Raw genomic sequence first — 13,837 nt, forward strand, 5'->3', positions numbered from 1 at the left:
AGCCCAACATGCTGCGGCGCTCCGCCGCGGTGGAGATTGCTCTTCCATGCATCCCCACACCCGATGTTCTTTGGGCGCCTTTAGCAGCTGTGCGGTTCCACTCAGAGGGACCTGACGGTCCTGGAACCGCACAGCTGCCAGGCGCCTGGGTGATCGGGCGTGGTCACGAGAAGGTAGTCGGGCGGGCGGGCCTCCTTGGAGGGCTGGACCGGGTGCTGTCCACAGGAACGGTCGAATGGGCTTCTGGGACAAGCTGAAGTCGATGCTCGGCCTGGGCGGGGCCGAGCAGGGCGAGCGAGCGCCGGGTGGGGCCGAGCAGGCCCAGGCGGCACAGGCCAGGCCGGCTCAGGCCGGGCCCGCGGCCGCCGCGCAGACGGCCGCCCGCGCCGCGGCGGCGGGCGCGAAGCCGCGCCCCGCGGACCCCTACGCCGCCGGCGGGATCCTCGGCCTCTCCGCGGACGAGCTGCGCAAGCGCGCGCTCAAGATCAACCCGCGCATGACGGCCTGGATCGGCCGCGTGGACACGATCCCGCCGCAGAGCGACGAGCGCACCGCCCTGATCGATCGGGGCCTCATCCTGCGCGGCCTGCTCACCGAGGCGCAGATCGCCGAGATCCACCGCATCGGTGATCTCTGGCTCAGGCACAAGGACGCCGCGTCGCTCGCCGGCGCGGCCGCGGCGCGCTCGGCCGACGAGGCGATCGAGCGGCTCAAGCGCGAGAGGCTCGCCCGCAAGGAGGAGAAGCGGCGCCAGAGCGCCGAGCGCAAGCGGCAGCGCGCCGAGGCGGTGGCCCGCCGCCGGGCCGAGGACATCATTTTCCTCGGCACCGATGTCTCGGCGGGCCTCGCGGACCGGCGCTCGCACGTCGAGTCGCTCGTCGAGCGCGGGCTGCCCGTGCTGTCCACCCCGGCCGATCTGGCCGCTGCCCTCGGCGTCCCCGTCCCGCGGCTGCGCTGGCTCTGCTTTCATGGCGAGGCCGTCGAGCGCCCTCACTATGTGTACTTCGACGTCCCGAAGCGCTCGGGCGGGACGAGGCAGCTCGCGGCGCCCCACGCCTCGCTGGCCGCGGCGCAGGCGTGGGTCCTGCGCGAGATCCTGGAGAAGCTGCCCGTCGAGGCGCCCGCGCACGGCTTCGTGAAGGGCCGCTCCACGGTTACCAACGCGCGCCCGCACACGCGCCGCGACGTGGTCGTGAACCTCGACCTGTCCGATTTCTTCCCGACCATCACGTTCCCGCGGGTGCGCGGCGTCTTCCATCGGCTCGGCTACTCCCCGGCGGTGGCCACGCTCCTCGCCCTGCTCTGCACCGAGCCGCCGCGGCGGCCGGTCGAGTACGACGGGCAGCGCTACTGGGTCGCGGTCGGCGATCGCGCCCTGCCGCAGGGCGCCTGCACGAGCCCGGCGATCTCGAACCAGGTCGCGCGGAAGCTCGATCGCCGCCTCGCCGGCATGTGCGCCCGCGCGGGCTTCACGTACACGCGGTATGCGGACGACCTCACCTTCTCGGCGCCGCCGGGCAAGCGCGGCGATATTGCCATGCTGCTCGCCCGAGTCCGCCACATCGTCGAGGAGGAGGGCTTCGCCATCAATCCCGACAAGGGGCGTGTCCAGCGCGCCGGCGGTCGGCAGGTGGTGACGGGCGTCGTGGTCAACGACAAGCCCTCGGCGCCGCGCGAGGAGGTGCGCCGCCTGCGCGCGATCCTCCACGCGGCGAAGAAGACCGGCCTCGCCGCCCAGAACCGCCAGGGTGTGCCGGACTTCGAGGCGCACCTCCGCGGCAGGATCGCCTATGTGCAGATGATCGACCGCGAGCGGGCGGCGCCGCTCCTGTCGGCCCTCGACGCGCTCACGGGGTGATAGCTGGGCGCATCTTCGTGCGCTACGGGCTCAGTTGCATCGTTCGGCTCGCTGCGGCGTACTTTCGTAGGCCGGCGGCGCGCCGCCGGACGAAGAGGATCTGGTCGAAGGCGACGACGCGCCGGTCTGAGCCCAGAGCGCCCTATCGGATCCGAGCATCGACCGAGGGCTCAGGCTGCAACCTGGGCCCTCTTCCCTTTTGTCACCCCCTTGCCGGTGACTTTACGGGCGGCCCCTCGCCGGCGGCCAGCTCGCATCCATTTCCCGTGGATTCCCCTGGATCTGCGTCGCCAGCCCACGTGCTCCTCGGCCGAGCAATGTCCTACCGCTTTCGTGAGGATGCTTGCAGCTAGAGAACGTGCGGGCGAGCGTGCGCGGGCGAGAAAAATCTCGGGGTGGAGGCAATGAGATGAGGACGCTGCGATTGGCGACGATCGTTGGGGCTGCCCTTGCCGCCCTGTTGCTTGGTGCGACGGCGCCCGGGTGCCTGTGGGATCGCGAGGAGCCCCTGAGCGGGAGGATCTGCGCGATACCGAATACCGGTGTTGTCGAGCACTGCGTCGACGCGAGCGAGGGCCCGGCCAGCGCGTGGAGCAAGGCCGAAGCGGACGGCGAGCTGCCGATATTCATGTGGGCATGGTGGTCGGGTCGGGTGACGCCCGAGGAGCTCACCGCGAACGAGGCGGAGCTCGGGGCCTGGTTCGACACCATCGATCGGGTCGTGTCCTATGTGCGCGACGAGAGGAAGCACGCCGAGTCGCTCCGGGCGACGCTCCATGGCGAGCTCGGTAAGCTGCTCCGGCTGATCAGGGATAGCCAGGAGGAGGCCCTCCAGGCAGAGCCGATCCATGCGGCCGACAACTTCAACGAGGCGATGACCGGTAAGGCGAGCGCCGAGCGGGAGCCGCTCATCGCCACGATCGCGGCGGACAAGCTGGCGATGGCCGCCGTGCAGGCCGTCCTCGATCGAGCCAGGGACGAGGGCGCGCCGCTGCAATCCAGGTACGCGGGCGCGGCGGCGCGCTTCGCCGCCTACCGCGCGACCGAGGCGGCGGAGACGGCGGCGTACGCGGCGCTCTCGGCGCAGGCGTCGCGATCGGCGATCGACGAGCTCGACGGCGTGGAGCAGGCGGTGCTCGCGGCGGCGCGCGAGGCGAGCCGCGCGCCCAGCGAGCTCGCCACGGAGGCGATGAGGCTGTCGGCGGAGCTCCAGGCGCTTGCGGTCTCGTTCGACGAGGCAATCGCGCCGCACAAGGAAGTCCTTGCGACACACGGCTCGGTGGTGCCGGACATGACATCGGGGGCGCTGCGGTCGCTGAGCGCGATGCTGGGGTATGTGCAGCGGCGGGTCGCCCGGAGCGACGCGACCGCGACGGCGCTGCTCGGCGGCATCGCGCTGCGCCGGCCGGCGCTCCGCGCGCTGCAGATGGATGAGGGGGCGCGCGAGGCGAGCGCGCGGTCGCGGATCCGCCGGGCCTCGGAGGTGTTCAGCGAGGGGGCGCGCGCGCGGGCGGCGGCGCTGTCGGCGGCGCCGCCGATGAGCGAGAAGGTCGGGCTGCCGCTCTTGGCCGAGCGGTGCGGGGCGCTTGTGGCGCTGGTGCAGATGCGGCCGCTCTGCGAGGCGGCGCCGTCCTCGTGGCGAGAGGCGGGGTGCGCGGCGCTCCGAGGGCGGTTCGACGCCGCGGAGGCCGAGCTCAGGACGGGCTTGCCGCAGAAGATCGCGGCGGGCCTCGCGGCGCTGCGGGAGAGGGGGATGGGCGCGGCGGAGCTCGATGCGGCTCAGGCGAGGCTCGACGCGGGCGACGTGAAGGGCGCCGCGATCGCGTATGACGCCGCCGTGCGCGGCGCGGAGGGGACATGAGAAGCTCGAAGGACGTCGCGCTGCGCGGCCGGAGCTCCATGGTGGCTCAGAAGCTCGTCGCGATTGTCACGGCGCTGGCGGTGCTGGTGCCGTCGTTCGCGTGGGCCGGCACGCCGTACACCATCCTCTGGAGCAACCGCCAGGACGTCGACTCGTGCGCGAGCGGCGAGCTGGAGACGGAGGGTGACGCCCTCTTCGAGGTGAACCAGACGCCCCTGCCCACCTACGGGATCCCGGGCGCGCTGCAGGTCGAAGGCGACGGCTCTCGGAGCAACACGCTCGAGGCGGGGTTCGACTCGGTGCTGCTCCTCACGGGGGCCAACCAGTTCGACTTCGGGGTCCACACCGTCAACGGGGGCAACTGGTGTACCCACGCGCACGACGTGGTGCACCTCGTCTCGGAGCCGCTCGGGCTGAACAAGCCGCTCTTCGACATCCGCCGCGATGGGACCGGCTTCAATGGCAGCACCGTCGCCAACCTCAGCCTCGCGGAGATCAACCCCGCGCTCGCGCGCGACATCGCGGACCTGGAGGTCGCGATCGGCAAGTTGATGGAGGCGATCCTCCGGAATGCCGCCAGGGTCGCGGACCTCCGGGCGCGGATGGATCTGCTGCGGCAGCTCGATACCGAGCTGCACGACCTGGTGAGCCGGCCGCTGGACGAGATCTCGCGGACCGATCTCGACGCGATCCTCGACCGCTACGAGGACGTGGTCGACCCGGCGACGCGGGCGGCGATGGAGCAGCTCGTCGACGACCTGAAGAAGAGCGTCAGCGACCTGGAGGACGAGCTCGGGCGGCTCATCGACGAGTTCGGTGCGCAGGCCGACGAGGTGGCGGACCTCGCGACGCAGGACGCGCGCGCCGAAGGGTGGAATCCCGATGATCCGCAGGCGTACGCGCTCGGGGAGAGCGAGGTGCCGGGGGTCGAAGTGCCGGACATTTCGGAGGTAGAGGGAGCGTTCGAGGAGGGGAGAGACCCGTACGCTGCGTATGCGGGCGGCGTGATCGCGGCGCTGGAGGCCGACGTGAGCGGCGACGTAGTGGTCGCGCGGGCGGACTTCGTGGCGAACGTGAGGGCGTGGCGAGCGAACAGCGCGGCGCTGGAGATCGCGCTGCGCGACCGGATGGGGGTGTCGCTGGCGGAGACAAACGCGTTCCTGAAGGCGCAGAATCGGATCACGGCGGTCGTGCGGCGGTACATGGATGCGTCGGACTGGTTCATCGACACGCCCATCCCGGCCGACCTGCGGGCGCAGGTGGACACGGTGCTCAAGCCGCGGTTCGATGCGCTGGCGGACCAGATGAAGGACAGCCTGAACCAGTGGACGGGGGACGGGCTCGATCTCGAGCAGACGCAGCTCTACCAGACGATCAGCGCCTTCGCGGGGGCGATGTCGACGGTGGGCGAGGGCTTCGAGGCGTACGCAGAGGTGATGCAGACCCTCGTCCACGCGACGACGCGCATCGGGGTCGGGTTCGTGCCGGTGGTGGGGCCGGCGCTCGACCTGTGCGAGGCCGTCACAGGCAAGGCGTGGTGCTTGCCGTCGGGGGAGGAGCTCAGCGACGAGGAGCGGATCTTCTCGGGGCTGGGCTTCGGGCTCGGGGCGGTCGGGCCGATGTGGCGCGCGGTCAAGACCAGCAGCGGACTGCGGCCGGCCGCGATCCGGGTGGCGGGGGAGATCGCCGAGATCGAGGAGGCGTTCGCCAAGATCGTGAAGACGAACCGCGTCAGAGGGTACAAGGGGCTCACTGGGGCGATCACCAAGTTCGAGGTGGACATCTTCGAGAAAAAGGCGGCCAAGTTCCTGGTGGACGACGGAAGATCGCTCATCGGGGTCGGCGACGACGGCGTGCGCGACGTGCTCAAGATTCCGAGGGAATCGAGCCATGGGGGTAGCGAGGGGGCAGCGCCCGACTTCTTGTCGATATCCAGAGGGCACGAGCTGATCGTGAGCGAGGCAAAGGGCGGAGAAAAAATCCCCTTCTTCAAGGTGCGCGATCAGCTTTTGAACGCGATGGAGGCGTTGAAGAAGAGGAGGCTCAACGGAGACGTGGCGCGGGTCGAGATCATCATCGAGCAGGGGGCGAAGTTCGATCCGACGAAGTTTATCGTGAAGGACGGCTACCTGTTCGATTGGGATGCTGGCCAGACCGTTACCCTCGAGGGCTTCAACAAACCCATCATGGTGATCCGGCTATGAGCTATTCAGGACCTCAATTCGTCGCCTGGTGCGACGAGCCAGAACGGATCGGTGCGTTCGCGGCGGCGCTGTCCGCGCTGGTCATCCCAGGGTATATGATCAGCTTGGGGATGAGCGCGAGCCTGACGTGCAGGACGTGCTCCATCGACGATGTGCTCGCCATGGTGCGCGCTCACTTCGGAGGTTTGAAGAGCGCTCATGTGGGCTCCAGCGTGAGGCCGAACGGTTCCAAGCGCGTCATGAGGTTCGACCTCGCGTGCTACCCCGAAGAAAGTGAGCGTGGCCATCCTTACGGCCCCCTCAGGGTGGATGCGGGCGAACGCAAGCGGGATTTTTACCCCTACGAGATTCCCGTGGGCAAGGGTCCCCGCTCCTTGGAGGCCGAGGCCGCGGTCGCCTACCATCTGGTTCAGGGCGACATTGAGGACCTCCTGCTCCGCCTTTGCGCGCCGGACGCAAGCGAGCGCGTGCCGACCGGCGCCTGCACGGGCGAGGAGGACTGGAGCGCCCCGGTCGAGATGTGCGCGACCTACAACGCGAACGCCGCGGAGCTCGCGCGCGACCTCGCCCTGTCGTGGGTGAGCCTTCACGGCAAGGAGAGCGTCTCGCTCATCGCGGGCACGCCGCTGGAGGCGCTCCGCGCGCGGGTAGAAGCCGCGCCGCGCGGCGCGCGCGTGCCCATGAAAGGCACGAGCGAGCTCACGGGCTCGCTCTCGCGCGAGACCGTGCTCAAGGCGCTCGCGACGCCGTCGGCCGCGCTGCTCGAAGCGCTCGAGGCCGCGGCGGTGCCCGACGACGCATGGTGCGTGGCCGAGCCAAAGGCGCGCGAGCTCATCGAGCTACGCCGTCAGCTCGAGGACGAAGCCGCGGGGGAGGTCCCGCCCGCGTTCTGGGTGAAGATCGCGACGCGCGAGCACACCCGCTTTCTGGAAGAGCACGCCCCCTTCCACGTTCGCCGCCTCCCGAGCGGCGGCGTGGTGCTGGCCACCCACCCCTCCCGCACGCTCTGGCCGCTCTGGGCCGACGCGCTCTTCGTGCTCGGCCTCATGTCCTGACGCAGGCTACCCCATGAGGATGATCAAGCGATGAGAGAAGGGCCGTTTTTCTTCGCCTGGTGCGACGAGGCACAGAGGGTCGATGCGTTCGGCGCGGCGCTGTCGGCCCTCGTCAAGGAGCCACAGTACTTTATCCGCGCGATCATGGATCGCGACACGGAATGCAATACGATCTCCGTGGACGAGGTTGTCGCGATGCTCCGCTCCCACTTCGGGCGCACCGACGCCGAAGCCTACTTCGTCGCGTCATTGAGCCAGGAACACCTCGTCCATTGCATCCTTCGCTGCTTCACCGACAGGAGCGAACGTCTCAAGCCGATGGGTCCCCTCCACATGCACGCCCGCCAGATCGAGGACTTTTTCCCCATGCACATGGACCTCGCCCTGGGGAGGGGCCCGCGCTCCGTGCAGGCCGAGGCCGTGCTCGCGTGGCACATGGCGCTGGAAGACATCGACGACGTCCTGCTCCGCCTCTGCGCGCCGGACGCGAGCGGGCGCGTCCCGACCGGCGGCTGCACGACGGCGCGGACCTGGCTCGCCCCGGTCGCCATGTGCGCGACGTACAACGCGGACACCCGCGACATCGGGCGCGATCTCGCCCTCTCGTGGATCTGCCTCCACGACAAGGACAGGGTGTCGCGCACGGCGGGCCTATCGCTGGAAGCGCTCCGCGCCCGAGTGGAAGCCGCGCCGCCTGGCGCGTGTGTCACGTTGAGGCATGTCAGCGCGCATTCGAGCTCGCTCTCCCGTGAAGCCGTCCTCAAGGCGCTGGAAACGCCGCCCTCCGCCCTGCTCGATGCGCTTGAAGCGGCGGCAGAGGCGCCCGACGGCGCGTGGCGCGCCGCAGAGCCGCGCGCGCGCGAGATCTACGAGCGGACGCTCCCATTCAGGGGGCGCGACGGACAGGGCACGGAGACAGGCAACGGCTCGCCGCTCTCGCAGGTCGAGATCACCCTCGACCACTTCGAGTTCCTGGTCGATCACGCCCGGTTCCACGTCCGTCGCTTGCCGAGCGGCGGCGTGGTGCTGGCGACCCACCCCTACCGCACGCTCTGGCCGCTCTGGGCCGATGCGCTCTTCAGGCTCGGCCTGATGTCCTGATGCAGATCGTGCCCCCTTTCGCTTCTCCGGACTTCACACCCGGGCGAGCGAGCGGTTGGGCAGAGTCTCGGCTCCATGTGGGCTATCGCCCTCTGTTCCCTGCTGCCTGTCTGGAGACCTCGTAGGCCTGGTCCCAAAGTGGCACCTTGAACCAGAACAGGCATCAACGACAGACATCCACCCACGCCGTCCCGCGAGATTCGTCCAGCCGCGAAGCGTCTTCGTGGTACCATCCAGGACACATCCGTGGCGGGGGCATGCCACGCCGTGGGCTGTCGACCGGGCCTGACCGCGCCAGAGCACGTCTGACGTCAAGGGGAGTGATGCTGACGATCTCGGGTTATCAAGCGACCGACAAGATCTACGAGAGCGGCAGCTCCCGCGTCTACCGGGGCCAGCGCGCCGGAGACGGGCGCGCCGTGATCCTCAAGCTGCTGCGCTCGGACTATCCCAGCCAGACGGAGCTCACGCGCTACCGGCATGAATATGCGGTGCTCCGCGACCTGGATGTGCCGGGCGTCGTCCGGGCGCTCGACCTGTGCAGATACGAGAACGGGCTCCTCCTCGTCCTCGAGGATTTCGGCGGCCGCTCGCTGGCGCACCACCTCCACCACATCCACCACCTTGAGCGCCGCCCGTTCGACGCCGCGGACTTCGTCCGGCTTGCGATCCAGATCACGCGCGCCCTTCACGAAGTGCACAGAAGCGGAATCATACACAAGGATATCAATCCGTCCAATATCGTATTCAACCGCGAGACGGGCGCCGCCAAGATCATCGACTTCGGCATCTCGACGCGGCTTTCACGGGAAGAGCTCTCGATCAAGAGCCCCGCGGTGCTCGAGGGGACCCTCGCTTACATCTCTCCCGAGCAGACCGGTCGCATGAACCGGTCGCTCGACCATCGCTCCGATTTCTACTCGCTCGGAGCCACCTTCTACGAGCTCCTCACGGGCGCGCCGCCCTTCAGCGCGACGGACGCCATGGAGCTCGTCCACTGCCACGTCGCGCGCGAGCCCGCCCCGCCGCGCGCGCGCTGTCCGAGCGTGCCGGAGGTCCTGTCGGACCTCGTGATGAAGCTCATGGCGAAGGCGGCCGAGGGCCGTTACCAGAGCGCGGCGGGCCTCCTCCACGACCTGGAGGAGTGCGAGCGGCGCCTCGCGGCCACGGGCGAGATCGCCCCGTTCCCGCTGGGCCGCGCCGACGCCTCCGGCGAGCTTCGCATCCCGCAGCAGCTCTACGGGCGCGAGCGCGAGGTGCAGGCGCTGCTCGAGGCGTTCGATCGCGCAGCGCGGGGCGGCGTCGAGCTGATGCTCATCGCAGGATACTCGGGGATCGGCAAGTCCGCGCTGGCGCACGAGCTGTACAAGCCCATCACCGAGGCGCGCGGGTACTTCGTCGCGGGCAAGTACGACCAGCTCCAGCGAAGCACCCCGTACACAGCGATCACCAGCGCGTTCCGCGACCTGGTGCGGCAGATCGTCGCCGAGCCCGAGGCGCAGTTCGCGCTGTGGCGCTCGAAGATCAAGGCCGCGCTCGGGGCGAACGGGCAGGTCCTCGTCGACGTGATCCCCGAGATCGAGCGCATCGTGGGCGACCAGCCGGCCGTCCCGGCGCTGGGGCCCGCCGAGTCCCAGAACCGCTTCGTGCGCGTCCTCCAGAACTTCGTCCGCGTGTTCTGCGACGCCGAGCGCCCGCTGGCCATCTTCCTCGACGACCTGCAGTGGGCCGACGCGGCGTCCCTCAGGGTCATCGAGCTCCTGATGACGGACGCGAAGCTGCGCGGCCTGCTCGTGATCGGCGCCTACCGCGACAACGAGGTCGGGGCCGCGCACCCGCTCTCGGCGGCGATCGCCGCGCTTCGACGGGAAGGGGCGGTCGGTCGGGTGCGCGAGATCTCTCCGGGGCCGCTCGGCACCGAGATGGTCTGCCGGATGCTCGCGGACGCGCTGCGCGCGGACGCCGCGGCCGTGATGCCGCTCGCCGCGCTGGTCGCGCGGAAGACGGGCGGCAACCCGTTCTTCGTCAACGAGTTCCTCCGCACGCTGCACCACACCGGGTGCCTGCGGTACGACGCCGGGCTCGCGGCGTGGACGTGGGACGTCGAGCACATCGAGTCCAGGAACATCACGGACAACGTCGTCGACCTGATGATCGGCAAGCTCCGGGAGCTCCCCGAGGACACGCAGCGAGCGCTCATGTCGGCGTCCTGCCTCGGCAACCGCTTCGACCTGGGCAGGCTCGCCGTCATCCGGGAGGAGACGCGCGGCGATGCCTACCGGCACCTCGTGCCCGCGCTGCAGGAGGGCCTCATCGTCCCGCTCTCCCCGATGGAGTCCGCGGCTCCCGACGATCTCGCCGCGCCGCTCGTCTTCCCGGACTACAGGTTCCTCCACGATCGCGTCCAGCAGGCCGCGTACGCCATGATCGAGGACGGCGAGCGCAGCGGCCTCCACGCCGACATCGGCCGGCTCCTCCTGCGGAGCCTGGGCGGGCGCGCCCCCGAGGAGAAGGTCTTCGACGTCGTCTACCACCTGAACCGCGGCGCCGACCTGCTGAGCGACGCCGCGGAGCAGCGGCGCCTCGCGGAGCTGAACCTCCTCGCGGGCCGGCGCGCGCTGCTCTCCGCCGCCTTCGACGCGGCGCGCGGCTACTTCGCCCGAGGCCTCTCGCTCCTGCCCGCGAGCGCCTGGCAGGGCGATCCTGCGCTGATGAGCGCGCTCCACGTCGGCGCGGCCGAGGCGGCGTGCATGAACGCCGACTGGGGCGCGATGAAGGAGTTCGTCGACGCCGCCCTGTGCGAGATCCACGACGTCATCCACAGGAGCAAGCTCTACGAGCTCCTGATCCTCTATCACCACACCCAGGCGGAGTTCCGGAAGGCCGTGGACATCGCCGTGGAGGCGCTCGCGCAGCTCGGAGAGACGTTCCCGGCGAGCCCCGGCATGCAGGACTTCCTCGACGCCTACACGAAGACGACGAAGCAGGTCGCCGAGATCGGCCTAGAGCGCCTCGGCCGGCTCGCCCCGATGACGGAGGCCCCGAAGCAAGCCGCGCTCGTGATCCTCCGGCGCGCGATCCATGCGTCTTATTTCGCCGCGCCGGAGATGCTCGGGCTCTTCATCTGCCGCGCGCTCGACCTGACGATGGATCACGGCGAGTCGCCGCTCTCGTCCTATGCGTTCGCGGCGTTCAGCGTGCTCGTCAACGCCGGCGTTGGCGACATCGCGACGGGATCCCAGTTCGGCGAGCTGGCGATCGCGGTGCACCGGCGCCGGGATGAGCCGTTCTACAAGGCGAGCGTCTACAACTTCTATTACGGGCTCTCGCGGCACTTCTACCGTCCGGCCCGCGAGAGCCAGGCGCCGCTCGTCGAAGGATACCTGAGCTACGCGGAGAACGGCGACGCCGAGAGCGCCGCGTACTGCCTGATCAACGCCTTCGTCTGCGGCGCCGTCTCCGGGCAGAACCTCCTCGATCTCGAGTCGATGTTCGACAGGTACATCGAGGAGGTGTTCAGGTTCAAGCAGGAGCAGGTCATCAACCAGCTCAGCGTGTGGCGGCAGGTCATCCGGAACCTCACCGGCAGGTCCGAGCACGCGGCGAAGATCGAGGGAGAGTTCTTCGACGCCGAGCAGGCGCTCCCGGGCCTCTACGCGACAAAGAACTTCAATACCGTCAATTACATTCATACGGCGCAGGCCATGCTCTATTTCGTGTTTGGCGAATACGAGCTCGCCTACAAGCACGCTGCCGAGACGGAGCCGACCCTCGGCGCGAGCACGGGCAAGGTGTTCACGCCGCTGCACACCTTCTATTACTCGCTTGCCATGACCGCGCTCTACCCGGCGGCCTCACCGGAGGACAAGGCGCGCTACCGCGCGAAGCTGTCGGAGAACCAGGCGAAGCTCAAGGCGCTGTCCGCGACGTGCGCAAGCAACTTCCTGCACCGGTACCTGCTCGTGGAGGCCGAGCTCGCGCGGCTCGACGGCCGCGCGGCCGAGGCCCTCGACCTGTACGACCGCGCCATCGCGTCCGCCTCGGAGCACGACTACGTGAACGAGGCCGCGGTGGCCTGCGAGCTGGCGGGGCGGTTCTGGCTCGCGCAGGGGAAAGAGAAGCTCGCGCGCGTGTACCTCGCGGACGCGAGTTACCACTACAGACTCTGGGGCGCCGTCCGCAAGGCGCAGGACCTGGAGGAGCGGTATCCGCAGCTCGTCGCGCGCGAGGCGCACCCTCCGCGATCCTCGGAGATCGCGCCCTCGCGGACGTTCGTCACGACGACCTCGCTCGGCGCATCGCGCCTCGACCTAAGGACGGTCCTGAAGGCGGCGCAGGCGATCTCCGGGGAGATCGTGCTCGACAGGCTCCTCGCCAAGCTCCTGTCGGTCGCCATGGAGAACGCCGGCGCCCAGCGCGGCTGCCTCGTCCTCCGGGACAGCGACGGCCTGCGGATCGAGGCCGAGGTCGACTGGACGGACGGCCGCGACGACACGCGCTTCCCGGGGCTGCCCCTCGACAAGGCCGCGTCGCACGATCGCCCGCTCGTCTGGGCCGCGGTCGTGCAGTACGTCGCGCGGACGGGCCAGTGCGTCGTCCTCTCCGACGCCTCGACGGACCGGCAGTTCCAGCGCGACGACTACGTCGCGCAGCGCTGTCCGAGGTCGGTCCTGTGCACGCCCATCGTCCACCATAACGACCTTTACGGCGCCATCTACCTCGAGAACAACACGGCGACCGGGACGTTCACCCAGGATCGGCTGGAGCTCCTCTCGATGCTGTCCTCGCAGATGGCGATCTCCATCGAGAACGCGAAGCTCTACACGGGCGTGGAGCAGAAGGTCCGCGAGCGCACGGCGGAGCTCCAGCAGGCCCACGCGACGATCGTCCGCCTGGAGCGGGAGGCGGTCGAGAACCAGATGGCGGGCGGCTTCGCGCACGAGATGCGCAACGCCCTCTCGGGGGCCGCCATGGTGCTCGAGTCCGTGACCCAGGGCGGCGAGACGCTGTGCGCGAAGAACGCAGCCCGGCTCGGCGAGCTCTTCGACTTGCTCAAGGGCGACATCCCGGAGGCAAAGATCAAGGCGGCCATCGCCTATCTGGGCGAGCTCGAAGAGGCCGAGGAGACGCTCGACAGCGTGCTCCGCATGGTGGGCGACTGCACGGAGCGCGCGCTGAGCGTCACGAACAGGATCCTGGAGTACTCGAAGCTCGGCGTCGCGCTCGCCGGCGACGAGGTCGTGAGCCTCCGCCGCGTCATCGAGTCCGTGGCGGCGCGGCACCGCGACGAGTTCGCGCGCCAGGGTGTATCGGTCGAGCTCGATCTCCGGGGCGGCTCGGCGGTCGTCGGGTACGAGTCGCACTTCGACTCCATCGTGAGCAACATCGTCCTGAACGCGCGCGACGCGCTGCTCCTCGTCGGCGACGGCCGCGGCCGGCGGATGCGGGTCGAGACGGTCGACGAGGGGGAGCTCCAGGTCATCACCATCAGCGATAACGCGGACGGGATCTCGTCCGAGGACCTCTCGAAGATCTTCCAGCCGTTCTTCTCGACGAAGCCGACGACCGGCGTGGGCCTGGGGCTCAGCTTCGTCGCCCGGCTCGTCGCGATGTACCGCGGGACGATCGACGTCGAGAGCGCCGCCGAGCGCGGGACGACGTTCGTCGTCCGGCTTCCGCGGGCGGCGCCCCACGAGCGACCGCAGCCGGCCGGCGGGCCCGTCGGCTGGAACGATCTCAACCTCTCCGGGAATTGAAA

Annotated in this window: 6 protein-coding genes; all 6 read left to right on the top strand. The window is 69.6% G+C overall.

Annotated elements, in window-relative coordinates; all coding sequences use genetic code 11:
* The first annotated feature begins 235 nt into the window (after positions 1-235).
* Complete coding sequence (locus tag WMF29_RS14410) at positions 236-1,858, top strand: reverse transcriptase family protein (RefSeq protein WP_437329372.1); 1,623 nt, start codon at positions 236-238, stop codon at positions 1,856-1,858.
* Positions 1,859-2,282: 424 nt separating this feature from the next.
* Complete coding sequence (locus WMF29_RS14415) at positions 2,283-3,719, top strand: hypothetical protein (RefSeq protein ID WP_437329373.1); 1,437 nt, start codon at positions 2,283-2,285, stop codon at positions 3,717-3,719.
* Complete coding sequence (locus tag WMF29_RS14420) at positions 3,716-5,923, top strand: hypothetical protein (RefSeq protein ID WP_437329374.1); 2,208 nt, start codon at positions 3,716-3,718, stop codon at positions 5,921-5,923. The genes WMF29_RS14415 and WMF29_RS14420 overlap by 4 nt, the downstream gene beginning before the upstream one ends.
* 353 nt (positions 5,924-6,276) lie before the next feature.
* Positions 6,277-6,978 (top strand): hypothetical protein, encoded by a 702-nt coding sequence (locus WMF29_RS14425; protein WP_437329375.1) that lies wholly within the window; start codon positions 6,277-6,279, stop codon positions 6,976-6,978.
* A gap of 30 nt (positions 6,979-7,008) precedes the next feature.
* Complete coding sequence (locus WMF29_RS14430) at positions 7,009-8,079, top strand: hypothetical protein (protein WP_437329376.1); 1,071 nt, start codon at positions 7,009-7,011, stop codon at positions 8,077-8,079.
* Between the two features lie 323 nt (positions 8,080-8,402).
* The gene (locus tag WMF29_RS14435) at positions 8,403-13,835 is read left to right on the top strand and encodes a trifunctional serine/threonine-protein kinase/ATP-binding protein/sensor histidine kinase (protein ID WP_437329377.1); all 5,433 of its coding nucleotides are present in this window, start codon (positions 8,403-8,405) and stop codon (positions 13,833-13,835) included.
* Positions 13,836-13,837 lie beyond the last annotated feature (2 nt).

The organism is Sorangium sp. So ce381 (genome assembly GCF_051473845.1).
GTDB lineage: Bacteria > Myxococcota_A > Polyangia > Polyangiales > Polyangiaceae > Sorangium > Sorangium atrum.

Coding starts and splice junctions, on each gene's coding strand:
- WMF29_RS14410 (WP_437329372.1), top strand. CDS start 236: ATGGGCTTCTGGGACAAGCTGAAGTCGATGCTCGGCCTGGGCGGGGCC.
- WMF29_RS14420 (WP_437329374.1), top strand. CDS start 3,716: ATGAGAAGCTCGAAGGACGTCGCGCTGCGCGGCCGGAGCTCCATGGTG.
- WMF29_RS14430 (WP_437329376.1), top strand. CDS start 7,009: ATGAGAGAAGGGCCGTTTTTCTTCGCCTGGTGCGACGAGGCACAGAGG.
- WMF29_RS14435 (WP_437329377.1), top strand. CDS start 8,403: ATGCTGACGATCTCGGGTTATCAAGCGACCGACAAGATCTACGAGAGC.